The sequence below is a fragment of the Streptomyces sp. NBC_00887 genome, assembly GCF_045207585.1.
Genome location: NZ_CP108788.1, coordinates 6,247,172 through 6,267,731, shown reverse-complemented (window position 1 = coordinate 6,267,731; position 20,560 = coordinate 6,247,172). Strand labels below are relative to the sequence as shown.

The 20,560-nt window shown below is 69.5% G+C and carries 20 protein-coding genes and 1 pseudogene; 8 read left to right on the top strand and 13 right to left on the bottom strand.

The features are described 5' to 3' along the window. Window positions 1-42 precede the first annotated feature (42 nt). The 3 genes from folB (at window position 43) to OG844_RS28705 (ending at window position 1,569) form a co-directional block, all read left to right on the top strand. Complete coding sequence (gene folB / locus OG844_RS28715) at window positions 43-402, top strand: dihydroneopterin aldolase (protein WP_329209760.1); 360 nt, start codon at window positions 43-45, stop codon at window positions 400-402. Then, window positions 399-1,010 (top strand): 2-amino-4-hydroxy-6-hydroxymethyldihydropteridine diphosphokinase, encoded by a 612-nt coding sequence (folK, locus tag OG844_RS28710; RefSeq protein ID WP_406394171.1) that lies wholly within the window; start codon window positions 399-401, stop codon window positions 1,008-1,010. The genes folB and folK overlap by 4 nt, the downstream gene beginning before the upstream one ends. Before the next feature lie 76 nt (window positions 1,011-1,086). Continuing rightward, window positions 1,087-1,569 carry a DUF3180 domain-containing protein gene (locus OG844_RS28705; protein WP_383182874.1) on the top strand — a complete coding sequence of 161 codons (483 nt, stop codon included), beginning with the start codon at window positions 1,087-1,089 and terminating at the stop codon, window positions 1,567-1,569. 99 nt (window positions 1,570-1,668) lie between these two features. On the opposite strand, the gene OG844_RS28700 is transcribed toward OG844_RS28705, so the two are convergent. The 7 genes from OG844_RS28700 to dacB form a co-directional block, all read right to left on the bottom strand. Continuing rightward, on the bottom strand, window positions 1,669-2,025 hold the full coding sequence (locus OG844_RS28700) for a VOC family protein (RefSeq protein ID WP_406394170.1): 357 nt from the start codon (window positions 2,023-2,025) through the stop codon (window positions 1,669-1,671). A 101-nt stretch (window positions 2,026-2,126) separates the two neighbouring features. Continuing rightward, entirely contained in the window at window positions 2,127-2,732 is a 606-nt protein-coding gene (gene folE, locus OG844_RS28695) for a GTP cyclohydrolase I FolE (protein WP_406394169.1), read from the bottom strand. Between the two features lie 184 nt (window positions 2,733-2,916). Then, window positions 2,917-4,977 carry an ATP-dependent zinc metalloprotease FtsH gene (gene ftsH / locus OG844_RS28690; protein ID WP_406394167.1) on the bottom strand — a complete coding sequence of 687 codons (2,061 nt, stop codon included), beginning with the start codon at window positions 4,975-4,977 and terminating at the stop codon, window positions 2,917-2,919. Between the two features lie 281 nt (window positions 4,978-5,258). Beyond that, the gene (gene hpt, locus OG844_RS28685) at window positions 5,259-5,798 is read right to left on the bottom strand and encodes a hypoxanthine phosphoribosyltransferase (RefSeq protein WP_329215242.1); all 540 of its coding nucleotides are present in this window, start codon (window positions 5,796-5,798) and stop codon (window positions 5,259-5,261) included. Window positions 5,799-5,897: 99 nt separating this feature from the next. Next, on the bottom strand, window positions 5,898-6,971 hold the full coding sequence (tilS, locus tag OG844_RS28680) for a tRNA lysidine(34) synthetase TilS (protein ID WP_406394165.1): 1,074 nt from the start codon (window positions 6,969-6,971) through the stop codon (window positions 5,898-5,900). A 189-nt stretch (window positions 6,972-7,160) separates the two neighbouring features. Beyond that, complete coding sequence (locus OG844_RS28675) at window positions 7,161-8,300, bottom strand: zinc-dependent metalloprotease (protein WP_406394163.1); 1,140 nt, start codon at window positions 8,298-8,300, stop codon at window positions 7,161-7,163. A gap of 48 nt (window positions 8,301-8,348) precedes the next feature. Next, a complete protein-coding gene (dacB, locus tag OG844_RS28670; protein ID WP_406394162.1) occupies window positions 8,349-9,833 on the bottom strand; it encodes a D-alanyl-D-alanine carboxypeptidase/D-alanyl-D-alanine-endopeptidase in 1,485 nt (494 codons plus the stop codon). An 86-nt stretch (window positions 9,834-9,919) separates the two neighbouring features. Here dacB and OG844_RS28665 point away from each other — a divergent pair, with 86 nt between their 5' ends. After that, on the top strand, window positions 9,920-10,414 hold the full coding sequence (locus OG844_RS28665; RefSeq protein ID WP_014155500.1) for an inorganic diphosphatase: 495 nt from the start codon (window positions 9,920-9,922) through the stop codon (window positions 10,412-10,414). 200 nt (window positions 10,415-10,614) lie between these two features. Continuing rightward, window positions 10,615-12,330, top strand: coding sequence for a threonine/serine exporter ThrE family protein (locus OG844_RS28660; RefSeq protein WP_406394161.1), 1,716 nt, complete (start codon window positions 10,615-10,617; stop codon window positions 12,328-12,330). Window positions 12,331-12,594: 264 nt separating this feature from the next. Here OG844_RS28660 and OG844_RS28655 read toward each other — a convergent pair. After that, window positions 12,595-13,293 (bottom strand): annotated as a pseudogene (locus OG844_RS28655) (DedA family protein); the annotation flags it as partial. A 147-nt stretch (window positions 13,294-13,440) separates the two neighbouring features. On the opposite strand from OG844_RS28655, the gene OG844_RS28650 reads away from it, so the two are divergent. Genes OG844_RS28650 through OG844_RS28640 form a run of 3 tightly spaced genes read left to right on the top strand, consistent with a single transcriptional unit; the run spans window position 13,441 to window position 15,912 of the window. Further along, window positions 13,441-13,806: a YbjQ family protein gene (locus OG844_RS28650; protein ID WP_406394159.1), complete on the top strand. Its 366-nt coding sequence runs from the start codon at window positions 13,441-13,443 to the stop codon at window positions 13,804-13,806. 45 nt (window positions 13,807-13,851) lie between these two features. Further along, window positions 13,852-14,475, top strand: a complete 624-nt coding sequence (gene wrbA, locus OG844_RS28645) for an NAD(P)H:quinone oxidoreductase (RefSeq protein ID WP_406394157.1) — start codon at window positions 13,852-13,854, stop codon at window positions 14,473-14,475. 15 nt (window positions 14,476-14,490) lie between these two features. Beyond that, window positions 14,491-15,912 carry a glutamate decarboxylase gene (locus OG844_RS28640; RefSeq protein ID WP_406394155.1) on the top strand — a complete coding sequence of 474 codons (1,422 nt, stop codon included), beginning with the start codon at window positions 14,491-14,493 and terminating at the stop codon, window positions 15,910-15,912. A 12-nt stretch (window positions 15,913-15,924) separates the two neighbouring features. Here the strand turns inward: OG844_RS28640 and OG844_RS28635 are convergent, their stop codons facing one another. The 5 genes from OG844_RS28635 to OG844_RS28615 form a co-directional block, all read right to left on the bottom strand. Next, complete coding sequence (locus tag OG844_RS28635; protein ID WP_406394153.1) at window positions 15,925-16,731, bottom strand: ABC transporter permease; 807 nt, start codon at window positions 16,729-16,731, stop codon at window positions 15,925-15,927. Continuing rightward, window positions 16,728-17,690 carry an ATP-binding cassette domain-containing protein gene (locus OG844_RS28630; protein WP_406394151.1) on the bottom strand — a complete coding sequence of 321 codons (963 nt, stop codon included), beginning with the start codon at window positions 17,688-17,690 and terminating at the stop codon, window positions 16,728-16,730. The genes OG844_RS28635 and OG844_RS28630 overlap by 4 nt, the downstream gene beginning before the upstream one ends. Window positions 17,691-17,774: 84 nt before the next feature. Further along, window positions 17,775-18,416 (bottom strand): PadR family transcriptional regulator, encoded by a 642-nt coding sequence (locus OG844_RS28625; RefSeq protein ID WP_406394149.1) that lies wholly within the window; start codon window positions 18,414-18,416, stop codon window positions 17,775-17,777. An 18-nt stretch (window positions 18,417-18,434) separates the two neighbouring features. Continuing rightward, window positions 18,435-18,986 (bottom strand): DinB family protein, encoded by a 552-nt coding sequence (locus OG844_RS28620; protein WP_406394147.1) that lies wholly within the window; start codon window positions 18,984-18,986, stop codon window positions 18,435-18,437. 90 nt (window positions 18,987-19,076) lie between these two features. Beyond that, a complete protein-coding gene (locus OG844_RS28615; RefSeq protein WP_406394145.1) occupies window positions 19,077-20,534 on the bottom strand; it encodes an aldehyde dehydrogenase family protein in 1,458 nt (485 codons plus the stop codon). Window positions 20,535-20,560 lie beyond the last annotated feature (26 nt).

Here is a 20,560-nt window from a genome sequence, read left to right as displayed (position 1 = left end):
GGCCGGGTGCCCCTACGACCAACAACAGCAGGAGTGATTCGCGTGGATCGTGTCGCGCTGCGCGGCCTCAAGGCCCGTGGGCACCACGGCGTCTTCCCCCGGGAACGGGAAGAGGGGCAGACCTTCATCGTGGACCTGGTGCTGGGCCTCGACACCCGTCCCGCGGCAGCCGCCGACGACCTGACCAAGACCGTGCACTACGGCGTCGTCGCGGAAGAGGTCGTCGACATCGTCAAGGGTGAGCCGGTCGACCTGATCGAGACCCTCGCTGAACGCATCGCGCAGCAGTGCCTCAAGCACGACGGGGTCCAGGAGGTCGAGGTCGTCGTCCACAAGCCGGACGCCCCGATCACCGTGCCCTTCGACGACGTGACCATCACCATCACCCGGAGCCGAACGTGACTGCATTTTCCACCGAGGGGCAGAGCGATCCGACCGTCCAGCCGGTTCCCGCCGCCGTGGTCGAGCAGGTGGACGCGGCGGACATCACCCTCTCCAATCCCCAACGGGCCGTGATCTCGCTGGGCTCCAACCTCGGTAACCGGCTGGAGACGCTCCAGGGCGCCATCGACGCCCTGGAGGACACCCCCGGCCTGCGGGTCAAGGCGGTCTCCCCCGTGTACGAGACGGAGCCCTGGGGTGTGGACCCCGGCTCCCAGCCGTCGTACTTCAACGCGGTGATCGTCGTGAAGACCACGCTGCCCCCGTCCTCCCTGCTGGAGCGCGGCCAGGCCATCGAAGAGGCCTTCGACCGGGTCCGCGAGGAGCGCTGGGGGCCGCGCACCATCGACGTCGACATCGTGGCGTACGCCGATGTGGTGTCCGACGACCCGCTGCTCACCCTCCCCCACCCGCGCGCCCACGAGCGGGCGTTCGTGCTCGCCCCCTGGCACGACGTGGATCCCGACGCCCAACTGCCCGGCTCCGGCCCGGTCGCCGATCTGCTGGCCGGTGTCGGACGCGACAGTGTGCTTCCCCGGGCCGACCTGGAACTCCGGCTGCCCGAGTAGTCGTTAGGCTCAACGCACAGGGACATCCGGTACAGGTGTCCGACACGGACAACGGCGGCGAAGGGCGGCACTCTCGGTGAAGCAACTACGGCTCGGGCTACTGGCCGGACTCTTCGCCGGAGCCGGCGTGCTGTCCTGGGGCGCTGCCCGTCTCTGGGACGCCCTGGGGACCTTGCCGAGCGTGCCCCTCGCCGCACCCATCGTGCTCGCGGTGATCGCTGTCGTCCTGCTCGCCACGGCTCTGTCGATCCGTGCGCGCCTGCGCGCGCAGCGGGAGCGCCGCCCCGGAGCGAAGGGCGTCGAGCCCCTCATGGCGGCACGCGCGGTGGTCTTCGGACAGGCGAGCGCCCTCGTGGCCGCCCTGGTCTGCGGGCTGTACGGCGGCGTGGGCGTCTTCCTGCTCGGCTCCCTCGACGTACCGCCCCGCCGCGACCAGGCCATCTACGCAGGCTTCGCGGTCCTGGCCGGCGTGGCCGTGGTCGCTGCCGCCGTCTTCCTGGAGCGCGTCTGCAAGCTCCCGGAGGACGGGGACGACAGCAAGAAGACCGCAGCCGCCTGACGGGCTTCTACAGGCCTCGGAGACCCGCACTGCGGCGCGGGGCGCCGCGGAAGCCCGGCTGCGGCAGCCGTGCTGCCGCAGCGGTGCGACGGCGCCGGGCTAAGGGATCCTGGTCACCGGGTTCTCGATGAGGGTGATCCGGTTACCGTCGGGGTCGTGGACCGCCGAGAACCGCACACTCCCGGAACCCGGCCGCACCTCTCCCGAGGTGATTCCGCGGTCGGCGAGGTCCGACAGCGCCTTGTCCAGATCGTCGACGACGAGGTTCACCAGCGACCCGCCGGCATGCTCGGGCGACTGGAAGACCTGGAGCCAGGCGTCCGCCGAGATGTGCCAGTCGGCCAGCCCGTCCATCGGCCTGGTGTCGGCCGGCCGGCCCAGCAGCCGCTCGTACCACTCGACCGCCGGCTCGATGGCCATCACCGGCGCTACGGCGAGCACATGTGTGAATGACATGGGGCGTCCTCTCGCTGTGGATCCGGCCCTCCGGCCGCCTCCACTCCTGTCGACTCCGCCCAGGCCGCGAACTCATCGCGGAGCCGCCCCGCCCGTCGGGCTCAGCGCGCCATGACGAGGCTCATCGCCTCCGCACGCGTCGCCGGATCCCGCAGTTGGCCGCGGACCGCCGACGTGATCGTCTTGGCGCCGGGCTTGCGGATGCCCCGCATCGACATGCACATGTGCTCGCACTCGACGACCACGATGACCCCGCGCGGCTCCAGGATCGCCATCAGGGAATCGGCGATCTGCGTGGTGAGCCGCTCCTGGACCTGCGGACGCCGGGCATAGACATCGACGAGCCGGGCCAGCTTGGACAGCCCCGTGATCTTGCCGCTGGTCGCCGGGATGTACCCGACGTGGGCGACGCCGCGGAAGGGCACCAGGTGGTGCTCACAGGTGCTGAACACCTCGATGTCCTTGACCAGCACCATCTCGTCGTGACCGAGGTCGAACGTCGTCGTCAGGACGTCCTCGGGCTCCTGGTGGAGCCCGGCGAATATCTCCTTGTACGCGCGCGCCACCCGGCCCGGTGTCTCGCGCAGCCCTTCGCGGTCAGGGTCCTCCCCGACCGCGATGAGGAGCTCACGTACGGCGGACTCGGCCCGCTTCTCGTCGAAAACGCCGATCGAGCCCTGCCCGTCCAGCGTCACCGGGTCGGTCATCTGTGCCTCGTTCCTCTGTGCTGTCGCAAGCGCATGGTCGCCCCGACATCGCAGGTTGGCCCGGCCATGTCGCAGGCATGCGGAAAAGCCGCGCCCCCACAGGCTAGAACCTGGGGGGCGCGGCTTCCATTCCGGGCCTGGTGGTGCGTCCGTGACAGGGGCCACACCGGGTCGGACAGGGGTACTAGCTCTCGGGACGCTCCTCCGGAACCGCTTCCGTGGAGGTGCCGAGGTCCTTCGACGTGATGTCCTTCGGAGCGATCTCCGGCGGGGTGGCCGAACCGTTGGCAGTGCTCGTGCCGTTGGTCAGTGCCAGCTCCTTGGGAGACAGGACCGGCGGACGCGTCGACGGGGTGCGCCGGGCGGAACCGGTCCACGCCGGGCGGGCCGGACGCCTCACGATCGGGGCGAAGATCTCGGCGATCTGGTCCTTGCCGAGCGTCTCCTTCTCGAGAAGCTCAAGAACCAGTGCGTCGAGGATGTCGCGATTCTCTACGAGAATCTCCCACGCGTCGTTGTGCGCGGTCTCAATGAGCTTCTTGACCTCTTCGTCGACGAGCGCCGCGACCTCTTCCGAGTAGTCACGCTGGTGGCCCATCTCCCGGCCCACGAAGGGCTCGGTGTTGTCGCCGCCGAACTTGATCGCGCCGAGACGCTCCGTCATGCCGTACTGCGTGACCATCGCGCGGGCCGTGGCAGTGGCCTTCTCGATGTCGTTCGCAGCGCCGGTGGTCGGGTCGTGGAAGACCAGCTCCTCGGCCGCGCGCCCGCCCAGCATGTAAGCCAGCTGGTCGAGCATCTCGTTGCGCGTCGTGGAGTACTTGTCCTCTTCCGGGAGCACCATCGTGTAACCGAGGGCGCGGCCGCGGGAGAGAATCGTGATCTTGTGGACCGGGTCCGACTGGGGGGAAGCCGCCGCAACCAGGGCGTGGCCGCCCTCGTGGTACGCGGTGATCTTCTTTTCCTTCTCGGACATGATCCGGGTCCGCTTCTGCGGACCCGCCACGACGCGGTCGATGGCCTCGTCGAGCATCTCGTTGTCGATCAGCTTCTTGTTGCTGCGCGCCGTGAGGAGCGCCGCTTCGTTCAGCACGTTCGACAGATCGGCACCGGTGAAGCCGGGCGTACGACGGGCGACCGCGTTGAGGTCGACGTCGGGCGCGACCGGCTTGCCCTTCTGGTGCACCTTGAGGATCTCGAGGCGGCCCTGCATGTCCGGCCGGTCGACGGCGATCTGCCGGTCGAACCGTCCCGGGCGCAGCAGCGCCGGGTCCAGGATGTCCGGCCGGTTCGTGGCGGCGATCAGGATGACGCCGCCCTTCACGTCGAAGCCGTCCATCTCGACGAGCAGCTGGTTGAGCGTCTGCTCGCGCTCGTCGTGCCCGCCGCCCATGCCGGCACCGCGGTGGCGGCCGACAGCGTCGATCTCGTCGACGAAGACGATCGCCGGAGCGTTCGCCTTGGCCTGCTCGAAGAGGTCACGCACTCGGGAGGCACCGACACCGACGAACATCTCGACGAAGTCGGAACCCGAGATCGAGTAGAACGGCACGCCGGCCTCGCCCGCGACTGCGCGAGCGAGCAGCGTCTTGCCCGTACCGGGCGGCCCGTACAGCAGGACGCCCTTGGGGATCTTGGCGCCGACGGCCTGGAACTTCGCCGGCTCCTGGAGGAATTCCTTGATTTCGTACAGTTCTTCGACGGCCTCGTCCGACCCCGCCACATCGGCGAAGGTCGTCTTCGGCGTGTCCTTGGTGATGAGCTTGGCCTTGGACTTGCCGAACTGCATGACCTTGGAACCGCCGCCCTGCATCTGATTCATCAGAAACAGGAAGACGACGACGATCAGGACGAAGGGCAGCAGCGAGAGAAGGATCGAGACGAACGGGGACTGCTTCGACGGCGAGACGGTGTAACCCTTCTCGATGTCACCGCTCTCGAACTTCTGCTGCAGCGTGTCGGCCAGCTCGACGCCCTGGTTGCCGATATAGCTCGCCTGGAACTTGCTGCCGGACTCGCCCTGGAGCTTCTGGCCGTCCTTCAGCTCGATCTTGAGAATCTGTTCGTCACCGGTGGTCAGCTTGGCCTGCTCCACCTGGTCCTTGCTGATCGCCTGGATCACCTTGCCGGTGTCCACCGTCTCGTAGCCGCCGGACGAGCCGACGACCTGCATCAACACGACCACGGCGAGGACGGCCAGCACGATCCACATGACCGGCCCACGGAAGTATCGCTTCACGTCCATCCATACGGAGCGAAGACGCCCCGTCCCTCCTGCCCGTAGGTGAATGCTGCTGTGAGAAAAGACTGTTCTTCGGACGGTACCCCAGCATTGTCACCCGCGACTGCAGGGGACGTCCGACAAACCGGCCTTCGAAGGCTCCAACGGCGGGAAAGCGACGAGGGTTCCCCAGAGTTCGGCCGGGTTCGGCCGGGTCCCCGCGCCTCGTCCGTGCGACGGGTCCTTACGCCGCTTCCGTACGCCGGGGCGGCACACCCGTCCGTCCGCCGCGTCCGGACGGGGACTCAGCCGCCGTAGACGTGCGGGGCGAGCGTGCCGACGAAGGGGAGGTTGCGGTATTTCTCCGCGTAGTCCAGCCCGTAGCCGACGACGAACTCGTTCGGGATGTCGAAGCCGACCCACTTCACGTCGATCGCGACCTTCGCGGCGTCCGGCTTGCGGAGCAGGGTGCAGACCTCCAGGCTCGCCGGTTCGCGCGAGCCGAGGTTGGTCAGCAGCCAGGACAGCGTCAGGCCGGAGTCGATGATGTCCTCGACGATCAGGACGTGCTTGCCCTTGATGTCGGTGTCGAGGTCCTTGAGGATCCGGACGACGCCCGAGGACTGCGTGCCGGCTCCGTACGAGGAGACGGCCATCCAGTCCATGGTGATCGGGGTGGACAGCGCGCGCGCCAGGTCCGCCATCACCATCACCGCGCCCTTGAGCACGCCGACGATGAGCAGGTCCTTGCCCGCGTACTCCGCGTCGATCTTCGCGGCCAGCTCGACGAGCTTCGCGTCGATCTCTTCCTTGGTGAGGAGCACCGACTGAAGGTCGGTGCCCATGTCCTTCTCGTTCACCCGCGTCTCTTTCTTTGCCTTCCGGACCCGGGCTGTTCCCCGGGCCGGACCGGCCGTCTCGCCTGCACTTCAGCCGCTTGCGCTTCAGCTCTGCCGAATCACCAGTCTGCCACCCTGCCGCAGCGCTTCGATGCGGCCGGGCAGGTTGATGGCCCCCTGGCCGCGCCAGCCGGTGATGAGCCGGTCGACCTCCTCGATGTGGCGGGCGAAGAGCGAACCGGCCGGGGATCCGGCGTCGATCACGGCTCGGCGCAGCACCCGGCGGCGCACCGCGGGCGGCAGGACGGAGAGCTTGGCGCACTCCAGGCGTCCGTCGTCGTCGCGCACCGAGCGGTCGGCCTCGGCCGCCCAGGTGTCGAGGGCGTCGGCATCGTCGCGGGAGAGCTGCGCCGTACGGGCGAGGGCTTCGACCACGCCTTTGCCCAGCGCCTTCTCCAGAGCGGGCAGACCCTCGTGGCGCAGCCGGGAGCGGGTGTAGGCGGGGTCGACGTTGTGGGGGTCGTCCCAGACGGGGATCGACTGGACCAGGCAGGCCTTTCGGGCGGTCTGCCGGTCGAGCTGGAGGAAGGGCCGGCGGTAGCGGCCCGCGGGGCCCGACGCTGCGGCCATTCCGGAGAGCGACCGGATGCCGGATCCACGGGCGAGGCCGAGGAGGACGGTCTCGGCCTGGTCGTCGCGGGTGTGGCCGAGGAGGACGGCGGCGGCGCCGTGGCGCTCTGCGGCGTCGTCCAGTGCGGCGTAGCGGGCTTCACGGGCGGCGGCTTCGGGCCCGCCGTCGCGGCCGACGTGGACGGCGACGGCCTCGACCGGGTCGAGCTGCATCTCGGCGAGGCGGGTGACGACCTCGGTGGCGCGGAGCCCGGAGCCCGGCTGGAGGTTGTGGTCGACGGTGATGCCCCCGGCCCTGACGGGCAGCTTGCGCGACTCGAAGGCGAGGGCGGAGGCGAGCGCCATCGAATCGGCGCCCCCGGAGCATGCGACGAGCACCAGCGGGGTATCGGGCCGTTCGGGAAGGGCGGCCCGTCGCGGACCGGCTCCGGCTTCCGCGAACTCGGTACGGCCGGCCTGTTCGATGTGGCGGTTGTAGTCGGTGACGACGTCGTGGAGTACGCGGCGGACCGCCAGGCGTATCGCCGCGACCGCAGGATGGGGACCCATGTCCGGTGCCCTTCGGTGAGGTTCTGGGAGGGTGCCTCGGAGTGCCGGGACGAAGGATCCCGTTACTCAGAGTGCGTCGATGGTGACAGAGCCAAGCTGTCCATCGAGCATTGCACGCCTTCCCATGCCCCTATGGTCCCTCGGATGGGTGATTGGAGGGGCAATCCGGTGCCATCCGGCGGGCCATGATCACGAATCTGCCTTACGGTGCACTCTCGCGACCCAGTCCGCCGGCTTGGCGATCTCCGCCTTGGTGGGGAGGGTGTTGGGCGAGGTCCAGACGCGATTGAAACCGTCCATACCGACCTCGTCGACCACGGCCCGGACGAACTTCTCGCCGTCGCGGTACTGCCGCAGCTTGGCGTCGAGGCCCAGGAGCTTGCGCAGCGCCAGGTCCAGACGGCTCGCACCGCGCGCCCTGCGCTGCTGGAACTTCTCCCGGATCTCCGCGACGGAACCCACCACTTCGGGTCCCACCCCGTCCATCACGAAGTCCGCGTGGCCTTCGAGCAGGGACATCACCGCGGTGAGGCGACCGAGGATCTCGCGCTGGGCGGGCGTCTGGACGATCTCGACGAGGCTGCGCCCGCCGTCGTCCTCCCCCTGCTCGCCCTCGGGGCGGCTGCTGCCCGAGAAGGACTGGGCGGCCTCACGGAGGCGCTCCAGAACGGTCATCGGATCGATGTCGGTCTCGTCGAGGAACGACTGGATTTCGCCCTGCAGATGATCGCGGAGCCAGGGCACCCCGGTGAACTGGGTGCGGTGGGTCTCCTCGTGGAGAGCCACCCAGAGCCTGAAGTCGTGCGGGTCGACATCGAGTTCGCGTTCGACGTGGACGATGTTGGGGGCCACGAGCAGCAGCCTGCCGCCGCCCTTGGTGGCGGCGGGCAGCTCGCGGGTGGCGGGCGCGAAGGTCTCGTACTGGCCCAGCACCCGGGAGGCGAGGAAGGACAGCAGCATGCCGAGTTCGACACCGGTCACCTTGCCGCCGACCGCGCCGAGCACGGCACCGCCGGGGCCGTTGCCACGCCTTTCCTGCATCTTCCCCAGCAGGGGACGCAGCAGTTCACGGAAGCCGGCGACGTTGGCCCTGATCCAGCCCGCCCGGTCGACGACCAGGACCGGGGTGTCCTCGGGTTCGTGCCCCTCCGGGATCATCCGGGTGAACGAACGGACGTGCTCCTCCGACGCCTTGGCATGTCGGCGGAGTTCCGCGACGACGGCGCGGGCCTCCTCGCGACTGATCTCGGGACCCGGCCGTACAAGCCGGGTCGCGGTCGCGACCGCGAGATTCCAGTCGACCATCTCGGCACCACCGATGCTCGTCATGCGTCAACCGTACGTGAGACGGCCCCCCGGTGGTGGGGTGTCAGCCGCTCATCGGGTGCCTTTGGTGAGGGTGGTGGCAAGGGCGTCGAGAGAGGATTCCGCCTCGCGCGGGGATGTGGTGCCCGATGCCAGGAAGGCGAAGGCGAGCAGCCTGCCCTGTGCGTCGACCGCGGTTCCCGCGAGGGCGTTCACCCCCGTGAGCGTGCCCGTCTTGGCCCGGATCAGGCCGGTGCCGCGGGAGGTCGCGGGGTAGCGGCTGCCGAGCGTTCCGGTGAAGCCGGCGACCGGCAGACCGGTGAGGGCGGGCCTGAGTTCGGGGTGCTCCGGGTCGGCGGCGAGGGCCACCAGGGCCGCGAGCAGGCCGGCCGTCACCTTGTCACCGCGGTTCAGGCCGCTGCCGTCGGCGAGATTCGCGCCGGCCAGCGGCAGGCCCAGTTTCTTCAGCCGGTCGGTGACGGCCCGCCTGCCTCCGGCGAAGGATGCCGGCCGGCCCGCCTTGAGAGCGGTCTGGCGGACGAGGGCCTCGGCGATGTCGTTGTCGCTGTTGGTCAGCGCCCGTTCGACGAGGGCGGAGAGCGGCTCCGAGAGGTGTGTGGCCACGGTCCTGGACCCGGATCCGGCCCGCCCGGAGGAGGGGGCGGACCCCGTGGCGACACCGGCCTCGTCGAGCAGGTCCGCGAAGGTGCGGGCGGCGTCACCGGCCGGGTCGCCGGTACGGGGGGCGGGGCCGCGGTCGCTGCCGTCGAGCCGGCCCTCGTCGACCATGAGCGCGCTGACGGGCGCGATGTTCTCGTTGGGGCCGATGGGGTGCAGAGCGGGGCCCGAGTAGCGGGACGTGTCGTACTTCAGCTCGACGGCCGTGGTGCCGCCGTCACGCAGGGCGTGCGCGGTGTCGGCGGCAAGGTCGCGCAGCGCGGCCTCGTCGAGGGTGGGGTCGCCGCCGCCGACGAGGGTGACCGTGCGGGAGTCCGCGGACACCCGGACCGTCGTCGCGATGCGGTGGCCCGGCCCGAGGGCGGAGAGCGCGGCGACGGTGGAAGCGATCTTCACGGTGGAGGCGGGGGTCATGGGGGTGGCCGCGCCGCGCGCGTACAGCTGCTCGCCGGTGGCCGTGTCGACGACGACCGCGGTGCGCACGGTGCCGAGCGCGGGCGCGTTCAGAAGGGGCGTGAGGGCGGCCTTCAGACCGCTCGCGCCCGCCGGGGCCGTCAGCCCGGCCGTGGCCCCCAGGGAGGCGAGTACGGCAACGGCGCTGGGTGCGGGCTCCGGCGCGGTGGGCTCGGCCCGCCCGTGATGTGCGCCACCTGCGCGCTCCTGGGCGACCGCCCGGTCCTGCTCGGCCTTACGCTGACCGGAGTCCCAGGGACCGGCGGCCAGCACGGCACCGGCGGCGACCACCAGGCCGAGCACCGCGGAGCCTGCGACGAACCGCCATTCGTTCGGCCCGTTCCCGCGCTTCACGTACTTCGAGTCTTTCCACTTGTCCCACCTGTTCAACGGTTCGTTCGACGGTCTTTCCACCGGCTCGGCCACCGTTGACCAGCCCCTTTCGCGAGCACTCGTCTGCGTGAGGGACACTTAACCACCAGTCGTATGTGTTGATCATGGAGGAGCCACCCGTGGAGTTCGACGTCGTTATCGAGATCCCGAAGGGTTCGCGGAACAAGTACGAGGTGGATCACGAGACCGGCCGGATCCGCCTGGACCGTCGACTCTTCACCTCGACCAGCTACCCGGCGGACTACGGTTTCGTCGAGAACACCCTCGGCGAGGACGGCGACCCGCTGGACGCGCTGGTCATCCTGGAGGAGCCGACCTTCCCGGGCTGCCTCATCAAGTGCCGCGCGATCGGCATGTTCCGGATGACCGACGAGGCCGGCGGCGACGACAAGCTGCTGTGCGTCCCGGCGTCCGACCCCCGGGTGGAGCACCTGCGCGACATCCACCACGTGTCGGAGTTCGACCGCCTGGAGATCCAGCACTTCTTCGAGGTCTACAAGGACCTTGAGCCCGGCAAGTCCGTCGAGGGCGCCGACTGGGTCGGCCGCACCGAGGCCGAGGCCGAGATCGAGGCCTCCTACAAGCGCCTCGAGGCGCAGGGCGGCGCGCACTGACGTGATCCTTCCGGTTCCGCTTCCGGGCGGAGCCGAACGGATCGCGGCGCATCGGGCCGATCGGCCCAGCTGACCGTACGAGGAATGGGCGGCGCACCTTTCACCGGTGCGCCGCCCTTTCACGTGACGGCCCATGTCCGTGCCCATACTGGGCAGAAGCGCAGCCGGGGACACGCGCAGCCGAGGAGGAACGAGGTCGAGTGGTGGCGGAACAGGGCGGTCCGGAGGACCAGAAGCCCCAGTCCGACGAGGCGCACAGCGCCTTCGTCCCACCTGCCGGGGTGGAGCAGCCATCGCCCCCGTCGGAGGACGACCACCCCACATCGGAATTCGCCCTTCCGGCCGGTCTGCACACCGATCCGTCGGCGCCCCAGGGAACGGGCCAGGGTTCCGGTTCCGGCCAGGGCGGGAGCGCGGCCGCCGAGGCCCTGAGCTCCGCCTTCGTCCCGCCGAGCGGGTACAACGCGCAGCATCAGCCGCCCGCCTTCACTCCGGCGCACGGCATTCCCATGGTCCGGCTGACCAAGGAAGCCCCTTGGCAGGACCGGATGCGCACGATGCTGCGGATGCCCGTGACCGAGCGTCCGGCACCCGAGAGCGTGCAGAGGACCGACGATTCGGGGCCCGCGGTCCCCCGAGTGCTCGACCTGACGCTGCGTATCGGGGAGCTGCTGCTCGCGGGCGGCGAGGGTGCCGAGGACGTCGAGGCGGCCATGTTCGCGGTGACGCGCTCGTACGGTCTCGACCGGTGCGAGCCGACGGTCACCTTCACCCTGCTGTCCATCTCGCACCAGCCGTCTCTGGTCGAGGACCCCGTGACGGCGAGCCGTACCGTACGCCGCCGGGGTACCGACTACACCCGGCTGGCCGCCGTCTTCCAGCTGATCGACGACATCACCACCACGGAACACGTCGAGGTCTCGCTGGAGGAGGCCTACCGGCGCCTCGCCGAGATCCGCCGTAACCGGCACCCGTACTCGGGCTGGGTGCTGACAGCCTCGGCCGGCCTGCTCGCCGGTTCGGCATCGGTGCTGGTCGGCGGTGGTGTGCTGGTCTTCATCGTGGCAGCGGCCGGCGCGATGCTCGGGGACCGGCTGGCCTGGCTCTGCGCCGGCCGCGGGCTGCCCGAGTTCTACCAGTTCATGGCCGCCGCCATGCCGCCCGCCGCGATGGGTATCGCGCTGACCCTCACCCATTCGACCGATGTCCGCCCGTCCGCGGTGATCACCGGTGGGCTGTTCGCACTGCTCCCGGGGCGCGCCCTGGTGGCGGGAGTGCAGGACGGCCTGACCGGCTACTACATCACCGCGGGTGCCCGGCTGCTCGAAGTCATGTACTTCTTCATCGGCATCGTCGCCGGTGTGTTGCTGATGCTCTATCTGGGTGTCCAGCTCGGTGCCGAGCTGAACCCGGAAGCACAGTTCGTGCCCAACGACCGGCCGGTGCTGCAGATCCTGGCCTCGATGGCCCTCAGCCTGGCCTTCGCCATCCTGCTCCAGCAGGAGCGGTCGACCGTGCTCGCCGTGACCCTCAACGGTGGCGTGGCCTGGATCATCTACGGGGCGATGGCCCGTACCGGCGGCATCTCACCGGTGGCGGCGACGGCGGTGGCGGCCGGTCTGGTGGGGCTGTTCGGCCAGTTGTTCTCCCGCTACCGGTACACGTCGTCGCTGCCGTTCATCACTGCGGCGATCGGCCCGCTGCTGCCGGGCTCCGCGACGTACTTCGGTCTGCTGGGTGTGGCCCAGAACGAGCTGGACACCGGCCTCGCCTCGCTCTCCACCGCGGTGGCGACGGCGCTGGCCATCGCCATCGGGGTGAATCTCGGGGGCGAGATCTCCCGGCTGTTCATGCGGGTACCGGGAGCGGTCGAGGGCCCGACCCGCCGGGCGGCCAAGCGGACCCGCGGCTTCTGACACGCGAACGGCGCCCGTCCCGTAGCGGGATCAGGGCGCCGTGTGCCTCGCCGGACGCACGGTTCAGCGCCTGGCGTGCCGCCCGCGCTGGCCGGAAGCGCCACCCTGCCCGTTGCCCTGTCCGTTGCCCGGACCGTTGTCGTACGGACCAGCACCCGGGCCACCGTTGTACGGACCGTTGCCCGGGCCGCTGTACGGACCCGCACCGGGGCCGCCGTTGTAGGGGCCGCTGTCCGGTCCGCCGTACGGACCGTTGTCGTAAGGGCCCGCGCCGGGGCCGTCACCGGAGGGGCCCCGGCCCTCGCCCCGGTCCTCGCGCCGGGCCTCCGCCGCGGCCTCCTTCTTGGACCTGCTGCGGGCGCGCAGGAACTCGATCGCGATCGGCACCACCGAGATCAGCACGATCAGGATGAGGATCAGCTCGATGTGCTCGTGCACGAAGTCGATCTTGCCGAGGGCGGCGCCGAGCACCGTGACCCCGACGCCCCAGAGGATGCCGCCGATGATGTTGAACGTGATGAACGAGCGGTAGTTCATCCGGCTCACACCGGCGATGATCGGCGTGAAGGTCCGGACGACGGGGACGAAGCGGGCCAGCACCAGCGACTTCGGTCCGTACTTCTCGAAGAACTCGTGGGCCTTCTCCACGTTCTCCTGTTTGAAGAGACGGGAGTCCGGGCGCCTGAAGAGGGCCGGACCCACCTTGCGGCCGAAGAGGTAGCCGACCTGGTCCCCGATGATCGCCGCCAGGGCGACCAGGGTGCAGACCAGCCAGAGCGGGTACTTCAGGTCGCCGGTGGTCACCAGCAGACCCGTGGTGAACAGCAGGGAGTCACCCGGCAGGAAGAAGCCGATCAGCAGCCCGGACTCGGCGAAGACGATGAGCAGGAGGCCGGGAAGCCCGAACGTGTTGAGCAGGTAATCCGGGTCCAGCCAGCTCGGGCCGAGCGCAAGCGTATTCAAGGGTCCGGGCTCCAGGATCGATCGATGGCGGCTGCGTGGCCGTTCCAAAGCTACCAACGCTGCGGGGCGCCTCTGGGTTCCAGTGGCGTAAGCAGGGATGCGTGCGGTACGAATCGGGGCAAAGCTGTCCTATGGAGGTGCCACCCCATGGGCATTGAGGACTACGGCGGCGGACAGGCGGCTCGGGCGGACGTGCTCGTCGTCACTACGAATGACGTACCCGGCTACCAGGTGACGCAAGTCATCGGCGAGGTCTTCGGACTCACCGTCCGCTCCCGCCATCTCGGCAGCCAGATCGGCGCGGGGCTGAAGTCGATGATCGGCGGCGAGCTGAAAGGGCTGACCAAGACCCTGGTCGAGACCCGCAACCAGGCGATGGAACGGCTCGTCGAGCAGGCGAAGGCACGCGGCGCCAACGCGGTGCTGATGATGCGCTTCGACGTGAGCGAGGCGGCCGACGTGGGCACGGAGGTCTGCGCCTACGGAACCGCGGCCGTGATCAGCGAAACCTGACCGGCCGCCCCGCACTCCCCCGACCTGCTTCCCGGAGGTTCCCGCATGCCCACGTCGGTCAACGTCGCCGTCGTCTACTACTCCTCGACCGGCACCGTCGCCGCGATCGCCAAGGCCATCGCGAAGGACGCCGAGAACGCCGGCGCCGAGGTACGGCTGCGCAGAGCCGCCGAGCTCGCCCCGCAGGCCGCCGTCGACTCCAACCCGGCGTGGGCCGCGAACGCCAAGGCGACGGCGGACATCCCCGAGGTCTCTCCGGACGACATGGTCTGGGCGGACGCGGTGATCCTCGGCACACCCACCCGGTACGGCAACGTCACCGCCCAGCTCAAGCAGTTCCTCGACACCCTGGGCGGCCTCTGGCAGGCGGGAAAGCTCGCCGACAAGGTCTACAGCGGCTTCACCTCCACCAGTACGACCCACGGAGGCCAGGAGTCCACGCTGCTGGCGCTCTACAACACGGTCCACCACTTCGGCGGCATCCTCGTCACCCCCGGCTACACGGACCCGTCGAAATTCGTCGACGGCAATCCGTACGGCACCTCGCACGTCGCGGGGCAGGGCGACATCCCGGTCGGTGAGCAGACCCTGACCGCGGCCAGGGTCCAGGCCGAACGCGTCGTGAAGTTCACCCGTGCCATCAAGGCCGGACTCGCGGCCGAGAACTGAGAGGGATTTCCGCAGATGGCTCTCCACAAGGGTTCCCACGGCAAGGCCCCGTCCGACGAGCAGCGCAGACTCGCCCTCAACCCCTTCTTCGGGGAGGCGGACCCGACCGCACCGATGGCCACCGCGCCGCCCACGCACCAGCTGCCTGACGGTCCGCTGCCGCCTTCGACCGCCTACCGGCTCGTCCACGACGAGCTGATGCTCGACGGCAACTCACGGCTGAACCTCGCCACGTTCGTCACCACCTGGATGGAGCCCCAGGCCGATGTGCTGATGGGCGAGTGCCGCGACAAGAACATGATCGACAAGGACGAGTACCCCCGCACCGCCGAACTGGAACGGCGCTGTGTGGCGATGCTCGCCAATCTCTGGCACGCCCCGGATCCGGAGACCGCCGTCGGCTGCTCGACCACCGGTTCCAGCGAGGCCTGCATGCTGGCCGGGATGGCGCTCAAGCGGCGCTGGGCAGCAAGGAACAAGGACCGCTATCCCGCGACCGCACGCCCCAATCTGGTGATGGGCGTCAATGTGCAGGTCTGCTGGGACAAATTCTGTACGTTCTGGGAGGTCGAGCCCCGCCAGGTCCCCATGGACGGCGAGCGCTTCCATCTGGACCCGCAGGCGGCCGCCGATCTCTGCGACGAGAACACCATCGGCGTGGTCGGCATCCTCGGCTCGACGTTCGACGGTTCGTACGAGCCGATCGCCGAACTCTGCGCCGCGCTGGACGATCTCCAGGAGCGCACCGGGCTCGACATCCCCGTCCATGTGGACGGGGCCTCGGGCGGGATGGTGGCCCCCTTCCTCGACGAGGACCTGGTGTGGGACTTCCGGCTGCCCCGGGTCTCCTCGATCAACACCTCCGGGCACAAATACGGCCTGGTCTACCCAGGGGTCGGCTGGGCCCTGTGGCGCTCGCCGACCGAACTGCCCGAGGACCTCGTCTTCCGGGTCAACTACCTGGGCGGCGACATGCCGACGTTCGCCCTGAACTTCTCCCGGCCCGGCGCGCAGGTGGTGGCGCAGTACTACTCGTTCCTGCGGCTGGGCCGGGAGGGATACCGGGCGGTTCAGCAGGCGTCCCGGGATGTGGCACGCGGGCTGGCCGAGGAGTTCGAGGCGCTGGGCGACTTCCGGCTCCTCACCCGGGGCGACGAACTTCCTGTGTTCGCCCTGACGACGGAGTCCGACGTGGAAGCGTACGACGTCTTCGACGTGTCGAGACGGCTGCGTGAGCACGGCTGGCTGGTGCCCGCGTACACCTTCCCCGCCAACCGCCAGGACCTGTCGGTACTGCGGGTGGTGTGCCGCAACGGATTCTCCTCGGACCTCGCGGAGCTGCTCATCGAGGACATGCGCAGACTCCTTCCCGAACTACGCAGCCAGTCGGGCCCGTTGAGCCGCAAGCACGGACCGCAGACCGGTTTCCACCACTGAGGACTGCGCAGGTCAGCGACTGAGCCGGGCGAACTTCCGTACGGCCAGCGGGAAGAACAGGGCCGTCAGAGCCACCGGCCAGGCCACCGCGAGCAGTTCGGCGTGTTCGGCAGCCCAGGATCCCCCGGCCCCGCCCGGGTTGCCGAACAGGTCGCGCACGGCCGTCGCCGTGGCCGACATCGGGTTCCACTCGACGGCCGCGCCCAGCCAGCCCGGCATCGACTCCGGCGACGCGAAGACGTTGGAGAGGAAACCGATCGGCCAGACCAGGATCTGCACCGCCTGCACCATCTCCGGTTTCCCCGCGACCATCGCCAGGTGGATGCCGATCCACAGCATCGCGAACCGCAGGAGCAGCAGCAGCCCCACCGCTCCCAGTGCGGCGGCCGGCCCGTTGTGCCAGCGCCAGCCGACCGCGTATCCCACACCGATCATCACGGCGAGCGCGGCCACCGACTGGAGCATGTCCGCGACGCTCCGTCCGACCAGGATCGTGCCGGAGACCATCGGCATGGAACGGAACCGGTCGACGACCCCCTTGTTGAGGTCCTGGGTGACGGCGAGCATCGTCCCCTCCAGGCCGAAGGCCATGGTGAGCGCGAGCATGCCGGGCACCAGGAACTCGGTGTTGTCCCCGTTGACGCCCTGGCCTCCACCGACCAGGTAGTTGAACATCAGGAGCAGCATCACCGGGAAGACCAGGCCGACGACCATCTGCACCGGCTGCCGTGCCCAGTGCGCCAGTTCGCGCCGGGTCATCGTCCAGGAGTCGGCCAGCGCCCAGCCGATGCCACCCGCTCCCGCCGCTGCCGTACTCATACCGCCACCGCCGCTTCCGTTGCCATGTGCACCGCTTCGTCCGTCCCGGTCAGGGACAGGAACACCTCGTCCAGCGTGGGGCGGCGCACCGCGATGTCCTCCGCCTCGATGCCCGCCCCCTCCAGTGCCCGTACCGTCCGGGCCAGGGTCGCCATCCGGTCCGGAGCCGGGGCGCTGAGCAGCCGCCGGTCCGCGTCCACGCTCACGCCCTCGCCCAGGAGTCGCGCGGCGGCACCGAGCCGGGCCGCGTCGTGGACGACCACATCGATGCGGTCGCCGCCGACCATCGCCTTGAGCTGGTCGGCCGTCCCTTCCGCGATGGCCCTGCCCTTGTCGATCACCGAGATCCGGTCCGCCAGCTGGTCCGCCTCCTCCAGGTACTGCGTCGTCAGCAGTACGGTCGTGCCGCCCGCGGCCAGTGAGCGCACGGCACTCCACACCTCGGTCCGGCCGCGCGGGTCGAGTCCGGTCGTGGGCTCGTCCAGGAAGAGCACCTCCGGATCCGTGATCAGCGACGCGGCCAGGTCGAGGCGGCGGCGCATTCCTCCGCTGAACTGCTTGACCGCCTTGCGTCCGGTGTCCGCGAGCCCGAACCGCTCGAGGAGCTCGTCGGCCCGCACGCCCGCGCGGCGTGCGCCCAGGTGGTAGAGCCGGCCGAACATCTCCAGGTTCTGCCGGCCGCCCAGCTCCTCGTCGACAGCCGCGTTCTGCCCGAGCAGCCCGATCCTCCGGCGGATCTCGGCGGCCTTGTCCCGCACGTCGAACCCCGCCACCTCGGCCCGGCCCTCATCGGGCCTCAGCAGGGTCGACAGGATGCGTACGGCGGTGGTCTTGCCCGCCCCGTTGGGGCCGAGCACTCCGTGCACGGCGCCCCTGCGGACGATGAGGTCCAGTCCGTCCAGGGCCTGCTTGGCCCCGTACCGCTTGTGAAGTCCTTCGACGACGATCGCGTCGCTCACGATCCCACCAGCCCTCCGGATCACGTAGTCAAACTTGACTAGCTCGTCGAAGGTAAGCCATCCGGCAGCATTCGTCAAACTTGACTAGACGGCGTCGCCCGGATCAGGGATCCCTGTCGCGAACGGGTTCTCCTGACCCTCGGACAGCACCCCGACGAAGGGTTCCCCCTCACCCGCGAAGGTGTACGCCCCGCCCTCGATCCGCTCGATCAGACCGCGGGTCCACTCGGCACCCGCGTCCGCCGAGTGGACCCACATACGCATGATCTCGCCGATGTGCCCGAGCGACTCGGGGCCGTCCGACGGCGTGTAGTACTCCGTGACCGAGGCCCGCCAGCCTTCGATGGCGGCGATGCGCTCACGGAGCAGGGCCACCGCCTCGGACCGCTCGAGGTCGACGATGAAGCCGATGCCCGCCGAGAGCACGTCCATGTTCTGGTCGTACGAAGTGAGCGACGCGCGCAGCAGGGAAAGGAACTCCTCGGTGCCCCGCTCGGTGATCTCGTACTCGGTACGGGGCGGGCCGCCGGCCGTGGAGGGGGCGGTCTCGTGCGCGAGGAGCAGGCCCTGCTTCGCCATCTGCTTCAGCGCGTGGTAGATCGAGCCCGGCTTGGCACTGGACCACTCGTGCGCGCCCCAGTACTCGAGGTCGTTGCGGACCTGATAGCCGTGCGCGCGGCCGTGCTGACGTACGGCACCGAGGACCAGCAGCCGGATCGCGGACATACCACCCACCCCTTGTATTCAACTTTGACTAGGGTAGCCCGCTTCCTCCGCGACCAGCTGGAGGGCGCTCCTGCCGTCCAGCGATTCGCGGATGATGTCGGCGTGCCCCGCATGGCGTGCGGTCTCCTCGACGAGATGGACCAGCAGCCAGCGCATGGAGCAGCGCTCGTCCTTCGGGTACCAGGGCGCCTCGGGGAGCGGGAAGGTGTCGTTCATGCTGTCGACCCCGTGGATGAAGGCCTCGGTCTCCGCGGCGACCTCCGCCCAGAACGCGACCACCTGGGGAACCGTCTCGTCACCGACGAGGCGGAAACTGTCGGCCCAGGTCTCCGCGTCGCGCTGCCTCTCGTTCGGCAGCTGCTGGGCCATCCGCAGCCAGTTCAGCTCCGTCTCGGCCACGTGCTTGACCAGCCCGGACAGGGAGAGCTCACTGGCGCTGGGCCGACTTGCCGCCTGCTCCTCGGTGAGCCCCAGCACGGAGCGCCGGATAGCACCGCGCTGCGCCTCGACGAAGGCCAGGAGCGCACCGCGCTCGTCGCCGGGGGCCTCTGAGGGAACATGGGTGACCATGATGCCTGCCTTCGGTGGTACGTGACGGTATTGCCTACCCTCTCAACGTACGGACCCATCAGGCCGGCCTCCGCCCCCAACCCGCGGGTGTCAGAAAGGAAAAGCCGTTCGCCCGTGCTGGATCGAGATCCACCTCTGGGTGGTGAAGGCCTCCACCGCGGCCTCCCCGTTCAGCCGCCCCATGCCGGACATCTTCTCGCAGCCGAACGCGACCAGCGGATCATCCTGCACGGTGGCGTCGTTGACATGGAACATCCCGCTCCTGATGCGCCGGGCGAACCGCACCCCGCGCTCCGCGTCCGCCGTGTGCACCGCGCCGCTCAGCGCGTAGGGGCTGTCGTTGACGATCCGTACGGCCTCGTCCTCGCCGTCGAACGGCACGATAAGTGCGACCGGGCCGAATATCTCCTGCTCGAGCAGCGGCGAGTCGTCCGGCAGGCCGGACAGCACGGTGGGCTCGACGAGACTGCCGCGGGTACGGCCCCGTACGAGCGCGGTCGCTCCCGCCGCGATCGCCTCGTCGACCAGCGTCCTGAGCGCGTCGGCCTGGAACTCACTGATGACCGGACCTATCCGGGTGTCCGGGTCGTGCGGGTCGCCTGTCGTGAGCGCGGCGACCGCCGCGGTGAACCGCTCGGTGAACTCCGCCTCGACCGACCGGTCGACCAGGATGCGGTTGGCGGCCATGCTGACCTGCCCCTGGTACAGGAAGCGGCTGAAGACGGCCGCCCGGACCGCGTGGTCGACGTCCGCGTCCTCCAGCACCACCAGGGCGCTGTTGCCGCTCAGTTCGAGGATGGTCTTCTTGAAGAGCCCGGCGGCGGTGGCCGCGACATGGCGCCCCACCCGGTCCGAGCCGGAGAACGAGATCACCTTGGGTACGGGGTGCTCGATGAACGCGTCGCCGATCTCCGCACTGTCGGTGATCACGACGTTGAGCAGCCCGCCCGGCAGCCCGGCGTCCTCGAAGATCTTGGCGACCAGTCCTCCGCCGACGATCGGGGCGTTCTGGTGGGGCTTCACCACCACCGCGTTGCCGAGCGCGAGAGCGGGGGCGACCGTCTTCATCGTCACCAGGAAGGGGAAATTGAAGGCACTGATCACGCCTATGACACCGACGGGCAGCCGGTAGACCCGGTTCTCCTTGCTGTCGGCGACCGAGGGCAGCAGCCTCGCCGAGGGGCGGAGCGTCTGCCGGACCGCCTCGCGCAGGAACTCATGGGCTGCATCGACCTCGTACTCGGCCTTGAACCGCGTGCCGCCGAGCTCGTCGATGATCGCCTCGACGATGTCGTTGCGGCGCTCGCCCACCAGGCGTACGGCGTTTTCGAGAACGGCCCTGCGGTCGTACGCCATGGCCGCCGCCCACTCGGTCTGGGCGCGCTCGGCAGCCCGGTAGGCCCGGTCGACCTCCGCCGCGGTGGCCACCGTGATGGCACCGAGCTTTTCGCCGTTGTAAGGATTGAAATCAATGATGTCCCACGAGCCGCTTCCGGTCAGCCACTCGCCGTCGATGTACTGGTGGGCCAGTTCATTGAAGAAGGACATGCAATCCCTTACTGCAGGCGCAGACT

What these genes read in the sequence shown, in the direction of transcription:
- OG844_RS28700 (WP_406394170.1), bottom strand. Translation starts at nt 2,025, where the DNA reads ATGTCATTCACACATGTGCTCGCCGTAGCGCCGGTGATGGCCATCGAG.
- folE (WP_406394169.1), bottom strand. Translation starts at nt 2,732, where the DNA reads ATGACCGACCCGGTGACGCTGGACGGGCAGGGCTCGATCGGCGTTTTC.
- ftsH (WP_406394167.1), bottom strand. Translation starts at nt 4,977, where the DNA reads ATGGACGTGAAGCGATACTTCCGTGGGCCGGTCATGTGGATCGTGCTG.
- hpt (WP_329215242.1), bottom strand. Translation starts at nt 5,798, where the DNA reads ATGGGCACCGACCTTCAGTCGGTGCTCCTCACCAAGGAAGAGATCGAC.
- tilS (WP_406394165.1), bottom strand. Translation starts at nt 6,971, where the DNA reads ATGGGTCCCCATCCTGCGGTCGCGGCGATACGCCTGGCGGTCCGCCGC.
- OG844_RS28675 (WP_406394163.1), bottom strand. Translation starts at nt 8,300, where the DNA reads ATGACGAGCATCGGTGGTGCCGAGATGGTCGACTGGAATCTCGCGGTC.
- OG844_RS28650 (WP_406394159.1), top strand. Translation starts at nt 13,441, where the DNA reads ATGGGCATTGAGGACTACGGCGGCGGACAGGCGGCTCGGGCGGACGTG.
- wrbA (WP_406394157.1), top strand. Translation starts at nt 13,852, where the DNA reads ATGCCCACGTCGGTCAACGTCGCCGTCGTCTACTACTCCTCGACCGGC.
- OG844_RS28640 (WP_406394155.1), top strand. Translation starts at nt 14,491, where the DNA reads ATGGCTCTCCACAAGGGTTCCCACGGCAAGGCCCCGTCCGACGAGCAG.
- OG844_RS28635 (WP_406394153.1), bottom strand. Translation starts at nt 16,731, where the DNA reads ATGAGTACGGCAGCGGCGGGAGCGGGTGGCATCGGCTGGGCGCTGGCC.
- OG844_RS28625 (WP_406394149.1), bottom strand. Translation starts at nt 18,416, where the DNA reads ATGTCCGCGATCCGGCTGCTGGTCCTCGGTGCCGTACGTCAGCACGGC.
- OG844_RS28620 (WP_406394147.1), bottom strand. Translation starts at nt 18,986, where the DNA reads ATGGTCACCCATGTTCCCTCAGAGGCCCCCGGCGACGAGCGCGGTGCG.
- OG844_RS28615 (WP_406394145.1), bottom strand. Translation starts at nt 20,534, where the DNA reads ATGTCCTTCTTCAATGAACTGGCCCACCAGTACATCGACGGCGAGTGG.